21 protein-coding genes and 1 tRNA gene are annotated in these 21815 nt (G+C 32.8%); 14 read left to right on the forward strand and 8 right to left on the reverse strand.

All coding sequences use genetic code 11. From position 1 onward, the window contains the following. Window positions 1-10: 10 nt before the first annotated feature. The 13 genes from accC (at window position 11) to RH82_RS10365 (ending at window position 12344) form a co-directional block, all read left to right on the forward strand. Window positions 11-1363, forward strand: a complete 1353-nt coding sequence (accC, locus tag RH82_RS10310; RefSeq protein WP_034060501.1) for an acetyl-CoA carboxylase biotin carboxylase subunit — start codon at window positions 11-13, stop codon at window positions 1361-1363. Window positions 1364-1483: 120 nt separating this feature from the next. After that, a complete protein-coding gene (locus tag RH82_RS10315) occupies window positions 1484-4306 on the forward strand; it encodes a T9SS type A sorting domain-containing protein (RefSeq protein ID WP_034060581.1) in 2823 nt (940 codons plus the stop codon). 92 nt (window positions 4307-4398) lie between these two features. Next, window positions 4399-5514: an NAD(P)/FAD-dependent oxidoreductase gene (locus RH82_RS10320; protein WP_034060503.1), complete on the forward strand. Its 1116-nt coding sequence runs from the start codon at window positions 4399-4401 to the stop codon at window positions 5512-5514. Between the two features lie 3 nt (window positions 5515-5517). Then, a complete protein-coding gene (mtgA, locus tag RH82_RS10325; RefSeq protein WP_034060505.1) occupies window positions 5518-6204 on the forward strand; it encodes a monofunctional biosynthetic peptidoglycan transglycosylase in 687 nt (228 codons plus the stop codon). After that, a complete protein-coding gene (locus RH82_RS10330) occupies window positions 6201-6650 on the forward strand; it encodes a 3-oxoacyl-ACP synthase (protein WP_034060582.1) in 450 nt (149 codons plus the stop codon). The genes mtgA and RH82_RS10330 overlap by 4 nt, the downstream gene beginning before the upstream one ends. A 44-nt stretch (window positions 6651-6694) precedes the next feature. After that, window positions 6695-7135, forward strand: a complete 441-nt coding sequence (locus RH82_RS19120) for an NAD(P)/FAD-dependent oxidoreductase (RefSeq protein WP_316930925.1) — start codon at window positions 6695-6697, stop codon at window positions 7133-7135. Between the two features lie 35 nt (window positions 7136-7170). Then, a complete protein-coding gene (locus RH82_RS19125) occupies window positions 7171-7833 on the forward strand; it encodes an NAD(P)/FAD-dependent oxidoreductase (RefSeq protein WP_316930926.1) in 663 nt (220 codons plus the stop codon). Continuing rightward, a complete protein-coding gene (locus RH82_RS10340) occupies window positions 7830-8543 on the forward strand; it encodes a methyltransferase domain-containing protein (RefSeq protein ID WP_034060507.1) in 714 nt (237 codons plus the stop codon). The genes RH82_RS19125 and RH82_RS10340 overlap by 4 nt, the downstream gene beginning before the upstream one ends. Before the next feature lies 1 nt (window position 8544). Further along, entirely contained in the window at window positions 8545-9597 is a 1053-nt protein-coding gene (locus RH82_RS10345) for a type III polyketide synthase (RefSeq protein WP_034060508.1), read from the forward strand. Between the two features lie 55 nt (window positions 9598-9652). Next, window positions 9653-10096, forward strand: a complete 444-nt coding sequence (locus tag RH82_RS10350) for a 3-hydroxyacyl-ACP dehydratase FabZ family protein (RefSeq protein WP_034060509.1) — start codon at window positions 9653-9655, stop codon at window positions 10094-10096. Window positions 10097-10215: 119 nt separating this feature from the next. Beyond that, window positions 10216-11481, forward strand: coding sequence for a beta-ketoacyl-[acyl-carrier-protein] synthase family protein (locus RH82_RS10355; protein WP_034060511.1), 1266 nt, complete (start codon window positions 10216-10218; stop codon window positions 11479-11481). Window positions 11482-11517: 36 nt separating this feature from the next. Then, on the forward strand, window positions 11518-11772 hold the full coding sequence (locus tag RH82_RS10360) for an acyl carrier protein (RefSeq protein WP_034060513.1): 255 nt from the start codon (window positions 11518-11520) through the stop codon (window positions 11770-11772). Beyond that, entirely contained in the window at window positions 11769-12344 is a 576-nt protein-coding gene (locus RH82_RS10365; protein ID WP_034060514.1) for a 4'-phosphopantetheinyl transferase family protein, read from the forward strand. Before RH82_RS10360 ends, RH82_RS10365 begins: the two co-directional genes overlap by 4 nt. A gap of 45 nt (window positions 12345-12389) precedes the next feature. On the opposite strand, the gene RH82_RS10370 is transcribed toward RH82_RS10365, so the two are convergent. The 7 genes from RH82_RS10370 to RH82_RS10400 form a co-directional block, all read right to left on the reverse strand. Continuing rightward, window positions 12390-13799 (reverse strand): RtcB family protein, encoded by a 1410-nt coding sequence (locus tag RH82_RS10370; protein ID WP_034060515.1) that lies wholly within the window; start codon window positions 13797-13799, stop codon window positions 12390-12392. Between the two features lie 241 nt (window positions 13800-14040). Further along, entirely contained in the window at window positions 14041-15141 is a 1101-nt protein-coding gene (locus RH82_RS10375) for a slipin family protein (RefSeq protein ID WP_034060583.1), read from the reverse strand. A gap of 673 nt (window positions 15142-15814) precedes the next feature. Then, window positions 15815-15897 (reverse strand) — tRNA-Tyr (locus RH82_RS10380). 154 nt (window positions 15898-16051) lie between these two features. Then, window positions 16052-16588, reverse strand: coding sequence for a hypothetical protein (locus tag RH82_RS10385; protein ID WP_034060517.1), 537 nt, complete (start codon window positions 16586-16588; stop codon window positions 16052-16054). A gap of 2 nt (window positions 16589-16590) precedes the next feature. After that, window positions 16591-17304: a peptide chain release factor H gene (gene prfH / locus RH82_RS10390; protein ID WP_034060519.1), complete on the reverse strand. Its 714-nt coding sequence runs from the start codon at window positions 17302-17304 to the stop codon at window positions 16591-16593. Beyond that, a complete protein-coding gene (locus tag RH82_RS10395; RefSeq protein ID WP_034060521.1) occupies window positions 17289-17978 on the reverse strand; it encodes a hypothetical protein in 690 nt (229 codons plus the stop codon). The genes prfH and RH82_RS10395 overlap by 16 nt, the downstream gene beginning before the upstream one ends. A gap of 579 nt (window positions 17979-18557) precedes the next feature. Next, window positions 18558-19076 (reverse strand): hypothetical protein, encoded by a 519-nt coding sequence (locus tag RH82_RS10400; RefSeq protein WP_034060522.1) that lies wholly within the window; start codon window positions 19074-19076, stop codon window positions 18558-18560. Window positions 19077-19168: 92 nt separating this feature from the next. Between RH82_RS10400 and RH82_RS19130 the strand changes: the two genes are divergently transcribed. After that, on the forward strand, window positions 19169-20893 hold the full coding sequence (locus RH82_RS19130; RefSeq protein ID WP_034060523.1) for a WYL domain-containing protein: 1725 nt from the start codon (window positions 19169-19171) through the stop codon (window positions 20891-20893). Here the strand turns inward: RH82_RS19130 and RH82_RS10410 are convergent. Next, window positions 20885-21796: an ABC transporter ATP-binding protein gene (locus RH82_RS10410; protein WP_034060524.1), complete on the reverse strand. Its 912-nt coding sequence runs from the start codon at window positions 21794-21796 to the stop codon at window positions 20885-20887. The genes RH82_RS19130 and RH82_RS10410 overlap by 9 nt on opposite strands. Window positions 21797-21815: the final 19 nt, after the last annotated feature.

The raw sequence follows: 21815 nt of genomic DNA on the forward strand, positions 1-21815 counted from the left end.
ATCAGCATTTATGTTTAAAAAAATACTAATTGCAAATAGAGGAGAAATAGCACTACGTGTTATTAGAACCTGTAAAGAAATGGGCATTAAAACAGTAGCAGTTTATTCTACAGCAGATGCCGAAAGTCTTCACGTTAAATTTGCAGACGAAGCAGTTTGTATTGGTCCAGCTCCAAGTAGCGAATCATACTTAAAAATGTCTAATATTATAGCAGCAGCAGAAATTACAAATGCAGATGCTATACATCCAGGTTACGGGTTTTTATCAGAAAACGCTAAATTTTCTAAAATTTGTAACGAACATGAAATTAAGTTTATTGGTGCCTCTCCTGAAATGATTGATCGTATGGGAGATAAAGCCAATGCTAAATCAACAATGATTGAAGCAGGTGTTCCTGTTGTTCCAGGAAGTGAAGGTGTAATAGAAACTTTCGAAGACTGTATAAAAATAGCCAAAGAAACCGGTTATCCAGTAATGCTTAAAGCATCTGCTGGTGGTGGTGGAAAAGGAATGCGTGCAGTATGGAAGCCAGAAGACCTGCAAGAAGCATGGGAATCTGCTAGACAAGAATCTAAAGCCGCATTTGGGAATGATGATATGTATATGGAAAAGCTTATAGAAGAGCCAAGACATATCGAAATTCAAATTGTTGGCGACTCTAAAGGTACAGCTTGTCACCTTTCTGAAAGAGATTGTTCTATACAAAGACGACACCAAAAATTAACAGAAGAAGTACCGTCTCCATTTATGACACCCGCTTTACGTAAAAAAATGGGAGAGGCAGCAGTGAAAGCAGCTGAATATATTAAATATGAAGGCGCAGGAACGGTAGAGTTTTTAGTAGATAAGAACAGAAACTTTTACTTCATGGAAATGAATACACGTATTCAAGTAGAGCATCCAATTACCGAACAGGTAATTGATTTCGACTTAATTCGTGAACAAATTCTAGTAGCTGCAGGTGTGCCAATTTCAGGTAAAAATTATTTACCACAATTACACTCTATAGAATGTAGAATTAATGCCGAAGATCCATTTAATGACTTTAGACCTTCACCAGGAAAAATAACAACATTACATGCGCCAGGAGGTCATGGCGTGCGTTTAGATACCCACGTATATGCAGGATATTCTATCCCTCCAAATTACGATTCTATGATTGCCAAGTTAATTACTACTGCGCAAACAAGAGAAGAAGCCATTAATAAAATGAAGCGCGCTTTAGATGAATTTGTAATAGAAGGTATAAAAACAACAATTCCGTTCCATAGACAATTAATGGAACATCCAGATTATTTAGCAGGTAATTATACGACTAAATTTATGGAAGATTTTGTAATGGAGAAACCAACTGAAGATTAAAATAGATTAATTATTCTCTGTTTTTTTGTTTCCAGAGTGTTAAAAAGCACAATTTTAAGAAACTTAAGTAAATTTTTACTTAAATTTATGTATAAAAAATTAACTCATAAAATAATCACTATGAAAAAAAATACTTTTTTTGTATTATCATTACTGTTTTTTTCTTGCGCAACTATGTTTGCTCAACAAAATATAAATGCACAAAAAACGTCTGCGAATGCGCAAGAGGCTTTAGAATTAACTGATGAAACTATCAAATCAATTAATACTACAGGTTATGCTCGTTGTTTAACAGATGAATACGAAATTTCTTTACAAAAGCAATTTCCTGACAGATCTACAAGACAAGAATTTGAAGATTGGTTAGCTCCAAAAATTGCTGCAATTAAAGCAAACAGAATAGCAGGAAAATCTTCTCTAACTATATTTAATATCCCAATTGTAATTCATGTGGTTCACAATGGAGATGCTGTAGGAACAGGAGAAAACATCTCTGATGCTCAAGCATTATCTCAAATTCAAGTAATGAATGAAGATTTTAGAAGGCTTGCAGGATCAAGAGGTGGAGCAAACACTACAGGTTTAGCTGTGGATGTAGAATTGAATTTTTGTATTGCTCAAATAGATGAGAATGGTGTCGCTACCAATGGTGTTGTTAGACATAATATAGCGCCATATTCTAATAATGTTGCAGATACAAATGGCGCAGATTGGGAGACTTTTGCAGATGTTCAACAAATGAAAACTGCTACACAATGGGATCCAACTGAATATTTAAATATGTGGACCGTAAGAGTTGGAGGTTTATCATTACAAAATGGCGGAATATCAGATCTTTTAGGATATGCACAATTTCCAAATAACACTCCAAGTTTGGGAGGATTAAATGCAATAGGAGGTTCTGCGAATACAGATGGTGTTGTAGCAGCGTTTGATACAATGGGAACAGCGGATTTAGATGATGGCTCATTCACTTTAAACCCTCAATATAATTTAGGTAGAACAATGACTCACGAGGTAGGACATTGGGTTGGACTATTACACATTTGGGGAGATGGAGACTGCTCTGCAGATGATTTTTGTGTAGATACACCTAATGCTGGTGATGCAAATTATACTTGTAACCTTTCCGCAGATTCATGTCCAACTTCAGCTGGTGGTGATATGGTTCAAAATTATATGGATTATACCAATGATGCTTGTATGGATACATTTACTCAAAATCAAAAAGATAGAATTCAAGCGATTATGGGTGCGTCTCCAAGACGTATGGAATTAAACACTTCTAATGCTTGTAGTGTTGAACCAACGGTGTCAATAACATCAACATTGCCCTCAGAAATTAACGAAGGAAGTGATTGTAATTTTACAGATGTAGTAATTGACTTAGGAGTGAGTACTATAGCTTCTGCAGGTATTACGGCTGTTCTGGTAAACACCGGTACAGCAACAGAAAATGAAGATTTCGAATTATTAAATAACTCAGTAGTAATTGCTCAAGGCGCAACAACAGGAGGGAATAGTGTAACACTTAGAGTTTTTAACGACAGTTTCGTTGAGGCTTCTGAAACAATTATTTTGGGAATTAATATCGCTACAAGTGGAGACGCAGTAGCAAATAATTCAACTTTCGATATAAGCATTTTAAATGATGATAATGCTGTTGCAGATGTGTCGACAGTAACGTATTTTTCAGATGACTTTAACGATGAAGATCTTTCAGATTGGACACTTACCGATGATGATGGTGACACATACAATTGGGGAGACCAAACCACTGTTGATGCAGGAACTAGTCCTGGATTAGTTTCAAGATCTTGGCTTGGTGGTGGCATAGGAGCTATAATGCCAGATAATTGGGCCGTAAGTTCAGCTATAGATTTATCATCGGCAACAGGTTCTATTGTTTTAGACTGGACTACTTTAGTTGCTGCATTCGATTGGGATGAAGAACAATACAGTGTTTACGTTGGTACAACAAACAATATTACTACTCTTGTAGGTTCTGCGACTTCTTTTACTGAAGTTTTAGGTGATGCAGGAAATACAGGTACAGTTGAAAATCATTCTTTAGATATATCTGCATTTGCTGGTCAAGCAAGTGTTTATATTGCTTTTAGACATTGGGGAAGTACAGATGAAGACTTTATTCTAGTTGATGATGTTACAGTAACTTCACAAGTAGCAACAACTATCCAAACTGCAGTTAACAGTGCAACAGGAGCATCTATTAACCTAAATGCAACTGGAATTGCTTTTTGTACAGATTCTACTTCTGGAAACATTATGCTCGATATAGACAATACAGATGGTTTTGATTATGGCTGTACTACAGCTCAAGTTTCAAGAGACATTGCAACTGCAGGAGCTGATGCTGTAATGTATCTTGGTACAAATGCCGATTCATTTGTAACAGCAAAAACGTTTAATATAACATCTGTTAATTCGAGTATTACGGATGCAACAATTATTACGTTTTATTTTACTGAGACTGAAATTGCAGGATGGGAAACAGTAACAGGAAATAGTAGAAACGACTTATATGTAAAGAATGAAGATACAGATGAAGTTGCAGTAATTTCTATTACTCCGTTTGGATCAGGTCATGAGTTAATAGGTTCGTTTAGTAAAGGAGTAGCAGGAACTTACTACTTTGGTACTCAACTTGCATTGTTATCTACAGCTAATTTCAGCTTAGATAATGCTTTAGAAGTTTATCCTAATCCAAATAATGGAGTGTTTAATATTAAATTCACACCAACCTCAAATAATGTTGAAGTTGCAGTATTTGATATTAGAGGGCGTTCTATTTATAATAAAGCGTACAGTATTTCTCAGACGTTTAACGAAAGTATTAATATAGGAAACGTTCAATCTGGTATTTATTTACTTAATGTAAAAGATGGTACTAGAACAGTAACGAAAAAGATTATTGTTGAATAAATAATAATTTTAATATAATTAAAAACTCCGGAAGTAATTTTCGGAGTTTTTTTATGCTCTAAGAGCTCAAATAATTAAACTACATTAGGCTTATGAATTTGTCTTACTGGGAAATTAAAACTTGGCTTAGCAATATCGACTATACTATAGTTGGAAGTGGTATTGTAGGTCTTAATTGTGCTCTAGAATTAAAAAACCGGTTTCCAAAAGCTAATATTTTAATTTTAGAAAAAGGCTTTCTACCACAAGGAGCAAGTACAAAGAATGCCGGCTTTGCCTGTTTTGGTAGTTTAAGCGAAATTTTAGACGATTTAAAACAACATAGTCAAGTTGAAGTCTTAGAATTAGTAAGCCAAAGACAAAAAGGCTTAAAGCGACTAAGAGACAATTTAGGAGACAAAAACATCAATTACAAAGCATTAGGTGGCTACGAATTGTTTTCAGAAAAGGATACTACTTTATTTGAAGCTTGCCTTTCTAAAAGAGAGGCCATAAACCAATTTTTAAAACCATTATTTAAAGCAGATGTTTTTAGCTTAAAACCAAATAGCTTTCAATTTAAAATGGTTCAAGAAAACACTATTTTTAATCAGTTTGAAGGTCAAATTGATACAGGGAAAATGATGGATGCTTTGCTTAAGAAAGCACAGGAAAAAGGCGTTAAAATATTAAATAACGTTTTAGTTGAAGAATTCTCAGACAATAATAACTCTGTAAATATCAAAACAAACCAATTCGAATTCACTACCACTAAGTTATTAATTGCCACAAACGGTTTTGCTTCGCAATTGTTAAATGAAAGCGTAAAGCCAGCAAGAGCTCAAGTATTGATTACAAAGCCAATTAAAAACTTGCACATAAAAGGCACGTTTCATTTAGAAGAAGGCTACTATTATTTTAGAAATATAGATAATAGAATATTATTTGGAGGCGGAAGAAATCTCGATTTTAAAGCTGAAGAAACCACTGAAATGTCTCAAACAGATCTCATTCAAAACAAACTTGAAGAATTATTAAAAACCACCATTTTACCTAACATACCTTTTGAGGTTGAACATAGATGGAGTGGAATCATGGGAGTTGGTAGTCAAAAAAAACCAATAGTAAAACAATTGAGTAATAATGTGTTTTGTGGTATAAGATTAGGTGGAATGGGAGTAGCAATAGGGAGTACTATTGGAAAGCAGTTAGCAGACTTATTAGAATAATTCATGAATAGATTATTTCGTTTTTTTGTTAAACTATTTTTCTGGAGTGTGGTATCTTCTATCGGTTTAGTCGTTTTATTTAAGTTCGTGCCAGTTCCTGTAACGCCTTTAATGGTAATCCGTTATTTTGAAAGCCCTTCAGAAAATAAAATGTGGAATCACGATTGGGTTCCTATAGAGAATATTTCTAAAAACATACAATTAGCTGTTATTTGCAGTGAAGATCAGAAGTTTTTACAGCATAATGGTTTCGATATCGACGCTATAGAAAGAGCCTACAATAATAATAAGAAGAAAGGTAAACGCATAAAAGGAGGAAGTACTATTAGTCAGCAAACGGCGAAAAACGTGTTTTTATGGCCGGCACGCAGCTGGTTGCGAAAGGGTTTAGAAACGTATTTTTCTTTTTTAATTGAAAAAATATGGAGTAAAGAGCGAATTCTCGAAGTGTATTTAAACAGTATAGAGATGGGAAATGGTGTTTATGGTATTGAAGCCGCATCGCAGTATTGGTTTAAAAAATCAGCAATAAAACTATCAGCTTATGAAGCCGCAGCAATAGCATCAATATTGCCAAGTCCTAGAAAATATCGTGCAAATCCAGCTTCTGTTTATATTGAGAAAAGAAAGGAATGGATTGTAAAGCAGATGCAATTTTATGGCACATTAGAATTAAAAGAATTAAAATGACTACAAAAGAAAAACTATATAATCTATGTTTAGAATTTATTGACAACCGCTTATTAACGGTTAAATCTACAATGGATGAAATACAAGAATCTTTACTTTCTGAAACCAAAAGTAGCGCAGGAGACAAGCACGAAACTGGACGGGCAATGTTACAATTAGAGCGGGAAAAAGCAGGAAATCAACTTGCCGAAATACTTAAAATAAAAGTAAATTTGGCTAAGATTGATGTTTCAAATCACTCTAAAAAAGCTAGACTTGGTAGTGTTGTTTATACTAATAAGTTAAATTATTTTATAAGTATTAGTGCAGGAGAACTAACAATTGATAAAGATTATTTTTATGCCATTTCACCAGAAACACCAATTGCGAAGTTACTTTTAGGAAAAATAGTTTCCGAAGAGGTTCAATTTAGGGATCAATATTTTAAAATTATTAAGGTTATCTAAATCTATTTCGACTTATCTTTATAAAAAAGATTGATAACTAGAAATTGAATACAACTCAGGTAAATTTTGATGTCATTATAGTTGGAGGTGGATTGGCTGGTTTGTCTAGTGCAATTCATCTTTCTAAAGCAAAACTTAGTGTTTTACTTATAGAAAAAAACAGCTATCCCAAGCACAAGGTTTGTGGTGAATACATTTCTAACGAAGTATTACCATACTTAGACTTTTTAGATTTAGATGTCTTTAAGCTAGGCGCAAAAAAAATCAATAAATTCCAATTATCTACAACCAAAGGAAAATTAATTTCTGCACCATTACCTTTAGGCGGATTTGGAATTAGTAGATTTTGTTTAGATGAAGCTTTAGCAAATAAAGCTATTGAAAATGCTGTGGTAATTCTTCAAGATAGCGCAGAAGACATTCAGTTCCTTAATGATGAATTTTCAGTAGAGACAAAAAAAACAAGAGTTTTAAGGCTAGAATAGTAATAGGCGCTTATGGTAAACGCGCTAATTTAGATGTGAAATTAAAACGAAAATTCATAAAAACCAAGTCACCATATTTAGCCGTAAAAACACATGTAAATGGGGATTTTCCTAACGATTTGGTCGCGCTTCATAATTTTGAAGGTGGCTATTGTGGCGTTTCCAAAGTAGAAAATAATAGCATTAACTTATGCTACATTACGAATTTTAAAACCTTTAAGAAGTATAAAGATATAGAAGAGTTTCAGCAAAAAGTGGTTCTTAAAAACAAGTATTTAAAAGTTGTTTTTAGTAACACAGCTCCTGTTTTCGAGCAACCACTAAGCATTAGTCAAATTTCATTTGAAGATAAAAAACCTATAGAAAATCATGTGCTTATGTGCGGTGATACTGCGGCTTTAATTCACCCACTATGTGGAAATGGAATGAGTATGGCCATTAGGAGTGCGCAAATAGCATCACTTTTAATTATTGAATTTTTTAATTCTGAAACACCCAATAGAGAAACCTTAGAAAAGCAGTATCTTAGAGAGTGGAATAAAGCTTTTAAATCAAGATTAAAAATAGGTCATGTTGTTGCTGCCTTATTTAATCAGCCTAAAATTTCTGAAGTTTTAATGCAAGGTTTAAAATGGTTCCCATTCATTTTACCTCATATTATTAAACGAACACACGGCAAATTAATGAAAGTTAAATGAGTATTTTAATAAACACAAAATATAGAAGTGAAGACCAGGAGATTATGGACGATTTGGATTACAATGGCCCAATACTTCATGATGCTCTAGATAAATTAGCAAAAATAAATCAATGGTTAGGTGGAAATATAGTCACCATAAACGGACTTAAGAAAGCACTAAAAAATCTCGAAAAATTAGAAACGATTACTATTATTGATTTAGGATGTGGAGGAGGCGATATTTTAAGAGAAATCTCAACATTTGGAAAGAAACATAATTACAATTTTAAATTAATAGGTTTAGATGCTAATATTCATACCATCGATTATGCGATTAGTTTGTCTCAAAATTACGATAATATCGAGTTTAAAGCGATCGATATCTTTTCAGAAGACTTTAAAGTATTAGAATACGATTTAGTTTTAACCACATTATTTCTACACCATTTTAAAGAGGGTGCTTTGGTGAACTTTTTAAAACCAGTAGTAGTAAAAGCAAAATTAGGAGTAGTCGTTAACGATTTGCACAGACATAAATTGGCGTATTACTTATTTAAGTTATTATGCACAACGATAAAGAATAAAACGATTGTTGAAGATGGATTAACTTCTGTTTTACGAGGCTTTAAAAGAGAGGACCTGAAAGCTATTTCAGAATTAATAAATGTAGATTATCAAATACATTGGAAATGGGCATTTCGTTACCAATGGATTTTGAAAAAAAAATAACATGAGTGTAAAAATAACAGCAGTAGCTAAACAATTACCAAAATATACCAGGGAAACTAAGGATATTATTCCGTTTTTAAATATTTGGTTAGAAGGTCAGGAGGACCGTTTTAAGCGCAAAGTGATCAAGCTTTTTGAGAACGCAGGAGTAGATAGGCGCTATTCGATAATGGATGCCGAAGAGGTGTTTTTTAAAACATCATTCGAAGAGAAAAACGGAATTTATGCACGCGAAGTTGTCAAATTAGCAGAGCAATCTTTGGTAAAAGCTTTAGACAAAGCCGAGCTTAAACCAACAGATATAGATTATATAATTACGGTAAGTTGCACAGGAATTATGATTCCTTCTGTAGATGCCTATTTGATTAATAATCTAAAAATGAAACAAGATATCGTAAGATTACCTGTAACAGAAATGGGTTGTGCAGCAGGTGTTTCAGGGATTATTTATGCTAAAAATTTTTTAAAGGCAAACCCAAACAAGCGTGCAGCGGTTATTGCTGTAGAGTCGCCAACAGCAACCTTCCAGCTTGATGATTTCTCAATGGTAAATATTGTGAGCGCAGCTATTTTTGGCGATGGAGCATCGAGTGTTATTTTATCTTCTTACGAAAATGAAGACGGACCAAAAATTATTGACGAGGCCATGTATCATTTTTATGATGCTGAAACCATGATGGGTTTTAAATTGGTGAATACTGGTTTGCAAATGATCTTAGATAAGGCTGTTCCTGAAACCATTTCAGAGCACTTTCCTAAATTTGTTCATCCGTTTTTAGAACGAAATAATATAGCAATTGAAGATATCGATCATTTAATTTTTCATCCTGGAGGAAAAAAAATTGTGCAAACTGTAGAAGGTTTATTTGGAGCGCTCGGAAAGAACATAGACGACACCAAAGAAGTACTTAAACTGTATGGCAATATGAGTAGTGCCACGGTACTTTACGTTCTTGAGCGCTTTATGGACAAGAAATTACCAAAAGGAGATCTCGGATTAATGTTAAGTTTTGGACCAGGTTTTTCTGCTCAACGTATATTATTAGAATGGTAAATAGTTTACATTTTACAGGTTGCATAAACTCGCGAAGTCTTCCAAAACCAAAACAATGACATCAAAACAAATCATAAACCTTTTACCATATCAACATCCTTTTTTGTTCGTTGATGAATTAACGGCTATTTCTTCCGAAGGCATAACAGGTAATTATACCTTTAAAAAAGAGGACTATTTTTATAAAGGTCACTTTAAAAATAACCCAGTAACACCAGGTGTTATTCTAACCGAATGTATGGCACAAATAGGAGTTGTCTGCTTAGGTATTTATATGTTGAAAGATGAAATCGCTAACGAAAACGAACCGAAAATAGCATTAACCTCGAGTCAAGTAGACTTCTTTTTACCAGTATTTCCAGGAGAAAAAGTAACAGTGGTTTCAGAAAAAGAAGTATTTCGGTTTAATAAATTGAAATGTAAGGTGAAGTTATTAAATGAAAAAGGACAATTGGTTTGTAGAGGGCAAATTTCAGGAATGACACACATTTTTGCGTAGACAGGAATCTCATAATCGAAAATAACGTCCCTATTGAATAAAACCATTGTTTTGTTCGTGACTTAAAGTGAAATTGAACGTTTAATTAATAAGATGACTGCCTAAGCAGGAATAAATAAATGAGAGTAGTAATCACTGGTTTAGGAGTCGTTGCACCAAATGGTGTTGGACTTGAAGCGTTTGCTAAAGCCATTAAAAATGGAGAATCCGGAATTACCTTTCACCAGCATTTAGCCGACTTGAATTTTTCGTGCCGCATTGGGGGTATTCCGCAAATTTCCGAAGAAAAGAAATTAGAGTATTTAACACCTTTACAACTTAGAGGTTTTAATAGTTCAGGTATTTTATATGGTTGCATTGCAGGAATGGATGCTTGGAACGATGCAGGATTCGATATTGATACAGATAGCGACTTAGACTTCGATAGTGGAACTATTTTTGGCACAGGAACATCAGGAGTAGAAAAGTTTCGAGAAGCTATTTATAAGCTAGATAAGGGACAGGTAAAGAGATTAGGCAGCACAGTTGTGGTACAAACGATGGCAAGCGGTATTAGTGCTTTTTTAGGCGGCATATTAGGTTTAGGAAATCAAGTAACCACAAATTCTTCGGCATGCACAACAGGAACCGAAGCTATTTTAATGGGTTATGAACGGATTAAAAACGGACAAGCAAAACGGATGCTTGTTGGAAGTTGTAGTGATGATGGCCCATATATTTGGGGAGGATTTGATGCTATGCGAGTAATGACTTATAAGCATAACGAATTTTCAGAAAAAGGGTCTCGCCCAATGAGTGCAAGCGCATCAGGATTTGTTCCTGGTTCAGGCGCAGGCGCACTAGTTTTAGAATCTTTAGAAAGTGCTTTAGCGCGAAACGCAACAATTTATGCTGAGGTTTTAGGTGGAAATATTAATTCTGGTGGACAACGTAATGGAGGAACCATGACAGCTCCAAACGCAGAAGCTGTGCAACGCTGTATTAAAGATGCTATAAAAAATGCTTGCATTACTAATGAAGACATTGATGTAATAAACGGGCATTTAACCGCAACATCTAAAGATGGTTTAGAGATTGAAAACTGGACGAAAGCGTTAAATAGAAAAGGAGACGATTTTCCGTATATCAATTCTTTGAAATCTATGGTTGGCCACTGTTTGGCAGCAGCAGGAAGTATAGAAAGTGTTGCAACAGTGTTACAATTAAAAGAACAGTTTGTGTTTCCTAATATTAATTGTGACGATATTCATCCTGATATTTCTAAGCTAATTTCCGAAGATAAAATTGTAAAACAACTTTTAAAAATAGATCTAAATATTGCCGTTAAAGCTAGTTTTGGTTTTGGTGATGTAAATGGTTGTGTTATCTTTAAGAGGTATAATTAAAAAATTTCTAACTTTCCGGAAATGAAAAAATAAAACATGAAAAAAGAAGAATTATTAGCCAAGTTAAAAACCATCGTTAAACCCTATATTCAAGATGAAGAGGCATATACTAAGCTCTCTGAAGAGACTGATTTTATAAACGATTTAAAAATAAACTCTGCTAATTTGGTAGATGTTATTTTAGATGTTGAAGATGAATTTGACATTAGAATTGAAAATGACGATATGGAAAAAATGGTTTCTGTAAAAGCAGCAATGGCTATTGTTAATGAAAAACTTGCCGCAAAGTGATAGGTAACGACATTGTCGATTTACAACAAGCAGCTAAAGATTCTAACTGGCAAAGACCACGTTTTTTAGACAAAGTATTTACAAAAGAAGAACAGAAACTTATTTCTAATTCTGAAGACAAACACCAAATGGTTTGGTTGCTTTGGAGTATGAAAGAGGCTGCTTATAAAGTGAATGTACAACAGTTTGAGAAGCGTTTTTTTAACCCGAAACGCTTAGTGTGTAAATTGTTCTCTTTTGAAAAAGGAATGGTTTCTATTGACAATGAAAGCTACTTTACGAGTTCTGAAATCACCGAAGATTATGTTTATACTGTCGCCACTTTAAATGAAGAAAAAAAGTATAAAACGCATTGTTTTAAAATGGAACAAACAGACTTTAAATTACAATCTCAATTTTTGAAAAAGCAGTTGTTAACAACAGTTGCTAAAATTGAAAATTATAATATAAAAGAATTGATGATTAAAAAAACTGAAGTTGGTGTTCCTCAGCTGTTCAATAATTTTGAGAAATTATTGACTTCATTTTCTTTAACACATTGTGGTAGATATTCTGGGTTTGTATATTTATAAAATTAAAAAAGCAGACCAACTCACGCTAGTCCACTTTTCACGGTTCTAAGATTTACTTTTATTCCTCTCCCTTTTCTTATCTCTTTTAATTTTCCAAGGTGCATTTTTCTGAAAATCTCCAGCCATAATACAACCATAAGGTATTACCTCGTCAATTACTTTACCTAAATTGTATTCGTCCATTTGTGCTCTTACGCTATTTGCGTTTTTGTAAGCACTTGGCAACTCGGTAATATCAATTTCTTTTGAGAAAAACCTGATATCTAAACCTCTAGTTTCTTCCTTAAAAATTTGCATGGTTGTACCAGTTTTACTTCTTCTATGTTGTGTTCTACTCACATTTCTACCAGCTCCATGAGGCGCAAAACCTAAATTGGTTTTTGTGGTATTACCTTCAACAATTAAAATAGGTTCACTCATGTTTAAAGGAATTAATCTTGGTCCAGTAATATCTGGCATAAACTTAGCATCTAAAGGTGTTGCACCTTTAGCATGGTAAAACAAATCACCATCTTTAAAAACAAAGTTATGCTCGTTCCAATATCTGTTTTCAATGGCAATCTCTAAAGTTTCAGCTACCGAATCATGAATTACTTCGTGGTTTACTTTCGTCCAATCTCTTATGGTTTGCAATGCTTCCCAATAGGCTTTTCCGTCTTCGGTTAAAAATGGAATCCATGCGTTTTCCTTTTTAGCATCTGGTGATAATTCTTTTCTAAAACGTTCGGCTACTTTCATGCCTTTTGTATACAATCTTGCTCCTGGACCTCTTGATCCATGATGTGTAATCATCATGGTGTTTCCTGTTTTTTTAGATTTGCCAACAAACAAGAAATGATTACCATCGCCTTGCGTTCCTAAATGAGATCTTGCAATTTGTAACATATTTCCATCGTTTAAGAAATAGTTTGCTTCAAAAGCCTCTATTAATTCCTTTGGTAATCTAAATTGCGAGTCTCTATCTCTTCCGCCCGGGCCAAAATGTGTGTTAGCATGCGCAGCATCTAAAATGGCTTTTGGGTCTGCTTTACCAAAATCGGTTAACATGACTGAACAGCAAATATCTGCACTATGCATGCCTGGATGAATGGCGTTTTTAGCCACAGCAACTCCACCAACAGGAATTGTTCCGTCTGGACCGGCAGGACAAGCATCTGGCATGATTGTACCAGCCACTAATGTTGGTGTTTTCATTAAGGTTTGCATAGAGTTTACCACTTTTGCTACGTTGTCTTTTTCTTCTTCGTTTTCTGCTTTAATGTTTATAGAAAACGTTTGTGGCTTTTCGTGTAGCGCAATAGGATCTGGCGATTTAAATTGCTCTAAATACGTGATCATTTCGTTGTCTTCTAAGTTGTTTTCATTAATATGTGTAATGGCGTCTTTCATCCATTTTCCTTGCCTGAAACCTAATGCTTGTAAGTGGTTTCCTGTTATTTTTGTATTTGTTTCCATTGTTTCTTTTTAATTACACTACAAATATGATAGTGTATTACGCAATGTTTTTGCGTAGTTTAATTTATTCTTTTAAATACTGCTTTATGTGATTCTGAAACGAGTTCAGAATGACGACCGGTCTTAGTAAATATTCACTGCGTAAGTGATTGAAGCATTGTTGAAGCTCCTCGCAGAGAGCGACTGCGGAAAGCGCGACCCAAACCTTTTTTGGTTTGGGATACGCCATAACCTTACCTACTTACTTACTTACTGAGAAAATGTCTTTTAATTGCTCGATCACGTTTCCGTTGCCGGCTACTGTGATTTCGCCAATTTTATCGGCAATTCTCTCTACATACTCCATTTCTTTTAATTTAAACAACATGGTGTTGTCTTCCATTAATTTTGCGGTATTTAACAAACTACGTGTAGCAGCTGTTTCTTCTCGTCTTGTAACCACATTGGCTTGTGCTTTTTTATGTGCAATTAATACTTGGTTCATGATTTCTTTCATGTCGCCTGGTAAAATAACATCTCTAATGCCTGCGTGTAAAACGGTAACGCCTAATTTAGTAGCCTGTGCTTTTACATCTTGCAGAACAGCTTTGGCAATTGTTTCCTTTTGCTCTAACAATTCGTCTAATGTGTAAGTACCAACAAAAGCTCTTAACGCCAATTGCAATGTGATGTACAATTGCTTTTCGTACTCTTTATTTCGCATTAATGCCGTTTCGATATCTGTAACTTTGTACTGTGCGTAAAAGTTGATACGAACGGTTGCTTTATCTTTAGTTAACAACTCTTGACCAGCAATTTCCATTTGTAATTGACGTAAATCTGCTTTCGCAATTTTAATAGTTTCATTGTTTCTCCAGAAACGGTATGTACCATGTTCTACAATTTTTTCGAAAGTGTCGTTTACTATTAATGCGGCTTTTTCGTATGCAGCAACTTCAAAAACTCTAATGTATTTACTTAATTCTGGTTTGTTAAAAATGGCTTTATCAATGTTTTCTGTAATATCGATTTTGTTTAAATCAGCACTCACAAATTTGTAATTAATTAAGGCATTCCAATAGGCATAGCGACCAGCTGTTAAAACGGTTTTAAAGTTGTTGTTCTCGTAAACCAAAACAATTTCGTTATCCTTAACTTCTATAATGGTTAACATATTTGCCAAAGCGTCATCTTTAAGTAAGATTTCTAATGCTTTTGGCGCTTGAAATGGTGTGTTTAAGGCATACTTTATAACACTTTCGTTAAAACTTAACCAATGTGTTCCTTGGGTAATTACACGTTGATAATTGCCGTTTTTAAATACTAAACCTACGTTTCCTGCATGAATTCTTACTCTGTTCATGATTTCTAATTTTTTTTTGTTCTGATGTTTTTTTATTGCAGAACGATTAAACATTTATAATAGAGTTTCAGCTTTACTGAAATGACTATTATTAATTAAAACAAAGCGGAAGAAAATCATCTTTCTAACTACGGAAATACAAGTGATTTAAAAGTGATTTAAAAGTGTTTTATTAATTGTTTCTATTGATGATTTATTAGCTTTTATTCTAACAAATAGATCTTTAAAAAGAAAAGACAAAACGTTTTTTAATACTACTGTATTTCAAAGTGTTTTCTGGATTGCTAAAACTATTTATAGTAATAGCGCGTTTTCTTTCACTTTGTTTTTTTGGTGCCATTTTAAGTGTGGCGCACTTGGTGGTCTTTTTTAAAAGTTAACCTTCTTTTTCAATAGATGGATTTAAAGTCCATTTGAAGCATAGCCATTCTGCCACAAACCGATTTCTCGGTTTGGTAGGAATCGAACCTACATGGTCAGTCTATTGCTCTAACCTACTGAGCTACCTCAAAAAAATTGAGAATGGGAGTCGAACCCATGACACATAGATGGTGATTTTTTTTGGCAAATAATCGAAACCTTCAAGTCAAGTTGAACATAAAAACCTCATGTCAATTGGCAAGGATTTATGCAATAGTGCTATACCGAAACACTTAACAAGACTCGCTTGATGTGGAAATAGTAGGACTCGAACCTACATGCTTAAAAAAGACCTGATTTACAGTCAGGTGGGCCAGCCAATTGCTCAATATTTCCGTTTTTAATATTTTAATGAACTTTTATTAAACTCCACCAGCTTCACTATCTGGCGGAGCACTACTTTTATAGTCTGATTCCAAAAGACTTCTTATTAATTACTCTGCAAATATTCTACACTATTGCGCAGTGTTTTTGCGTAGTTAAATTATTTTTACTTTTTCTTTCTTTTTTTCTTCGCTTTGCTTTTAGATGTTTCCTTTTTCTTTGATTTTATCTTGTTCTTAATTCTTGAGATTTGAGAATCTGCATAAGCTATAAAATCATTATTATAACCAAATTGCTTTGCCTTTTTTAGTGCCTTTACTGCTTTTTTGTATGTTTCTAAATGCTCATAAAGCGAGCCTTGCAATTGAAAGACCTTACCTCTATCTATTCCTTTTATGGTTAATGAAAAAGTGATTAGTTTTTGCGCTTCTTCAAAATCATCATTCCATATTAAAACTAAAATATAGTGTGTGTATATTTTTTGAAAATCCATTTTGTTAGCCAAAGCTTCAGCATAATATTGCTTAGCCCTTTCATAATCTCCCATTTTTTCTGCCTGTAAACGTCCCATTAAGTATAAAGCATGTGCGTTATCGTTTTGGTAAGACAAGGCGTAGTTTAAATTCTCAACGGTTTCTTCTAATTCGTATGGATAAGCATCTATAGCTTTAAGCACGTAATTGTTTAATAAATTTGTTTCCATGATTACTCGGTTTTTAATGTTTCGCGTAATTCTTTTTTTAATTGATTACGTTGTTTTTTAAATGTCTTTTCTCTTTTTTGAATTTTAAAATCGTAACCTTTAAAGATTCTTGTTGGATTGCCTCTATTAATATTCAAGTGGTTTTCCCAAAGGTTTTTAACTTCCGTTTTTAAGTGTTCTTCTTGTAATTGATTTACTTTTTCAATCAATCTGAGTTTTGCTATTTTTTTGTTTTGATGTTGTGATCTGCTATCCATAACCAATACTTGTGTTTTTGTTGGTTGATGTGTAGCTCTAATAGCGGAACTTACTTTATTTACATGTTGACCTCCAGGCCCAGAGCTTCGTGTTGCTTGATAACTGATATCTTTGTCTGTTACCAAAATATGTTCGGTTGATTTTATTTGATTAATACTTATAAACCAATTTTTTCTTTTGTGTTTTGGTCTATATGCAGAAATGCCAACCCATTGAATGGTACCTAGCCATTGGCTTAAAAACAGACTTAAATTTGTACCTGTAATTTTAACGGTCACAGATTGCAAAGTGGTATTTTCTGTTCCTTTTTCGCGATGTATTATTTTATAATCAAAGTCTTTAATCTGTAAAGCTTCTAAAAATAGTTTTAATACTTGCGCCACAACCCAGCAGCATTCTGCAGGTCCTCGTCCTGAGGTTATTTGTATTATTTTAGTTTTTATTAATGGTTTTCCCATGATATATTATCGTTAATAACATCTTTAAGAGCATATTTTTTTAACCCTTTTAGATTTCTTTTTGTTTTTAATTTTTCTTGTTTACCGTCTATATTATCCCACTTGCTTTTCCATGGGTTTACAGCTTCAGTAATGTTGTAATATCCTTTTTTAGATAATTGAGAAGCGATAAAATCATCGGTTCTAATTAATTCTGGATCAATTCGTTTTCTATACGTTGTATAAGCTCTTGTATATTTAATTCTATACGCTCCTTTTGGGATTCGTATATAAAATCTAAGCTTTAATTTTTTACATTCATTTTTATATGGAAATGCAGTACACATGTATTGTGCTTTATAGCTTAAGCTGTTAAATTGCTTTTTATTTAGCGTTGGAAATTCTTTGTATATAAGATATTTTGAAGTTTTGTTTCGCCATTTTTTTTCGGCTTCTTCTTTAGTTCTTCCCCAATAAGATCTTTGGATTTCATTATAGATTTCGAGAATAGCAGCTTTGTTTTTATAGCGATCTACTTTTTCTGTTATAACAATTTCTTTATACCAACCGTGACGAATAGGTGTTTTTAATTTTATATATCCTAACTCACGTTGTAGTTTCCAAATGTCTCGTTGTCTTTTTTGTAAACAACGCACTTCCTTTTGCCTTTGTTCTTTTATGTTTATCGATTTCATTAGACATATTCATAATTGATTTATATGTTTTAAATGATTCCAATAATTACTCCCAATTAGGAATCGGTGTCTAGGCGAATTGTGTGTGTTTCATTTTTTTTAATTTATTTTTTTAAATGCACTTTTAAACGTGTCGACTTAAGTTTATCCTAAGCGGAGTCGATAGGCCTAATATTACATTTAGGTTGTTTTGTTATTACTGTTTTTGGGAATGTGTTTAGCAGGCTTGCTAATGACTGAAAACAAAAAACCCGAAACAGTTTTTAAATTGCTTCGGGTTTTTCATTTGTTTATGAAAAGTTGTATTAACTAAAATACTCACGAAGCACCATAAAAGGCATAATGCCTTTTGGACGATTTTGATTTGATATGAATAGGTACATAACTTCGTGTTTTGTTAATAATTGATTTTTTTGATGCTTAGGAATTGCTATTTCCTGAGTGCAAATATTTAGATTAATTTTCGACTTTACAAAATTTATTTTTTCTTTTCTTTAAAATTGGCTCTCATAATACGAAGTATTATATTTTTTTGAAAAAAGCAAGGAATTTGTGTTTAATTGAGTTTTTCGTTCTCTTTTAATCTTTAAATGGTTTTAAATTTTCTTCTAATTGTGATTTTAATTCATCAATATTCTTGAAATTTTTTATTATTTCAATTGTTTTTTTAGAATGAAATTTTACCTCATTTTTAAGTGTTCCTTTTTTCCAAATACCTTCCTTAACCAAATCAAAGTAATCTTTGAAACGACTAAACACCCAGAGTATTGAATACCCTGTATTATATTCAAAATCTCTTACAGCAGCAGTTAGCATTTTATGAGTGTCTTCAAATGTTTCTGATTCAATAATATTTAAACAACTTCTTTTAATTGTTAATATTTCCAGATAATCATTATGGAGATGGCATTCTGCTAAATGATTTAATTCTAATTTCCAGCTACAACTTTTATAATTTATAGAAATTACATCAAAATAAAACGAATTTAAATCAATTTCGTTCATTATTTCTTCCGAATTATACAGCCAATTCTCAAGTTTTGAAACGGTTATTTTTTCAGTTAAAACATCAAATATTATTAGTTTTAAAGTGTCCATTATTTCTAATTTTCATCAAATAATGTATTGTAATGCGCAATGTTTTTGCGTACTAGATATTTTAATCTAAATTAGTTTAAAATTTCAGTATCATGGCAGTCAATAAGAATGCATTAATTAGATATAAAACCATAGATAAATGTCTTCAAAATAACTTTAGACAATGGACGCTTAACGATTTAATAGAAGCTGTATCTGACGCCCTTTATGAGTACGAAGGTAAAGATGTAGATGTTAGTAAACGTACTGTGCAATTAGACTTACAGATGATGCGTAGCGATAAATTAGGCTATAATGCGCCAATTTTGGTTTACGACAGAAAGTATTACAAATATGAAGATGAAAACTATAGTATAACCAAAAGCCCAATTTCTAATCAGGATCTCATAAAGTTATCTGAAGCGGTTTCTTTTTTAAAACAGTTTCAAGGTTTTTCGCATTTTGATGAATTAGGTAGCATGGTTCAGAAACTAGAAGATCATGTTTATACTCAAAAAACACATGAAAAAGCATTAATAGATTTTGAGAAAAATGATAATTTAAAAGGTTTGGAATTTTTAAATGAATTGTATCAATTTATTTTAAAAAAGAAGACTATTGAAATGACATATAAATCATTTAAAGCGCGTGCCGAAAACACGTTTACGTTTCATCCTTATTTGCTTAAAGAGTTTAGAAATAGATGGTTTGTTATTGGGAAAAAAAATAGAAACGAAGGTATTATGAATTTAGCTTTAGATAGAATTGTGAGCTTAAAAAGTAGTGATGCCAGTTTTGTTTCCGAGCCTAATTTTAACTCAGAAACCTATTATAAGAATGCGATTGGTGTATCTGTAAGCCCGAATTTAGATACAGAAAACGTACTGCTTTATGTAAGCCATAAACACGCACCTTATGTGGTTACAAAACCATTTCATAACTCGCAAAAAATGATAGAAAAAGATAATTATGGGATTACTATTTCTTTAGATGTACAATTAAATTTCGAACTTGAAAAAGAGATTTTAGGCTTTGGTGAAAGCATAAAAGTAATCGCTCCAGAACGTTTAAAACGAATTATTAAAGAACGCCTACACGATGCTGTAGATTTTTATGAAACAGAAATTAACGAAAAAAGTATAAGAACAGTTTCAAAACAATTAGAACATAAAGGCTTTGCTATTTTAAGCCAGTTATATTCTAAACGCGATATAAGAAAGCTAAAAGCAAAGCTTGATGGGTATATTAAACAGAATGATGAACAACCATTTGGAATGCGGGAAGTGTTATTAAAATTACCAGAGTTAAAAAGTATTCTATTTAATAAAAATTTTAAAAAGCTTACTAAAGCCATTGGCAACAATGTGTTTTTAACGAAAGCTATTTATTTTGATAAGTCACCACAAGATAATTGGTATGTAACTTGGCATCAAGATGTGCCTATAAATGTTACACGTAAAATAGAAACGGAAGGTTTTAAATCTTGGACTAATAAAAAAGGTGTAATTAGCGTGAGACCTCCAGAGGCCATTTCTAAAAACACATTTGCTATGCGTATTCATTTAGATGATACTAATGCAGAAAATGGCGCATTAAAAGTGATTTCGGGTTCTCATAACAAGCGTTTAAATGATGAAGAAGTTAAGTTAATTACAGAAAGTTCTATTCCATTTATATGCGAAGTTGCTTTAGGTGGTGTTCAATTATTAAAACCATTATTATTACATGCATCTTCTAAATCTATGAAGCAAAGAAGGAGACGTGTTTTACATTTAGAGTTTTCTTCAATTGAATTGCCTAACGGATTAAAATATACTGAAAGAGAGGATTTAAATTAGTGTTTCTATATAAATACAAGAATCTTTTTCTAGTATTTCACTATGTTCAAAAAACACGATTTCATCCTTTAAATCAGCTTCAATTAAATAATAATTCCCTTTAAAGTAATAATTTTTTACGGTTGCTTTTAATTCGGATCGTTTAACTAGCTTTATTTGATCTGCATAAAAAATTTCATTATTTATCATGCTAAACTCACCAAAGAATGAAGCCGTTAATGGTGTCTCGGGATTTTTGTATAAGTGCTCAGGCGTATTATAAGCTTCAATTTTATTGTTGTTGAGCACGATCATATTATCTACAAAACCCAATACATCTTCTTTATCATGCGTAGCCACAATACACGTAATGTTTTTATCTTTTAAATATTTAAAAACATTACGTCTAAGCGATTGTTTTTTAAAGTTGTCAATATGACTAAAAGGTTCATCTAACAACAAAATTTCTGGTGCATTAGCTAAAGCTCTTGCTAAGGCAACACGTTGCTTTTGTCCACCGCTTAACAGTTTTACTTTGGTTTTTGCTAAAGACGTAAGTTCAACAACTTCAAGAAGTTCTGCAACACGTTCTTTTTTCTCTTCTTTGAAAAAGTTTGAAAGATGTTGACCAATATTTTCAGCAACCGAAATAAAAGGTTCTAACTCGAATTCCTGAGCAACATATTTCATAAAATCGTAACCAATAACAAGGTTGTGTTTTGGTCCCTGTATTTGTTCTTTTTTCCAGAAGATATTACCTTTAGTTAAATCATATTCACCACGAAGCACTTTTAAAAGTGTGCTTTTTCCGCAACCACTTTCTCCAATAATTGCAAGATATTCTCCAGGCTTAACTTTAAAAGAAAGATCTTTTAAAACAGGTGTTTTGTTATAAGAAAAGTTGAGGTTCTTAACGTTTAGCATATTCTTTAATAAGAGACCT

Origin of the sequence: Lacinutrix jangbogonensis, assembly GCF_000797445.1 — a bacterium.
Taxonomy (GTDB): domain Bacteria; phylum Bacteroidota; class Bacteroidia; order Flavobacteriales; family Flavobacteriaceae; genus Lacinutrix; species Lacinutrix jangbogonensis.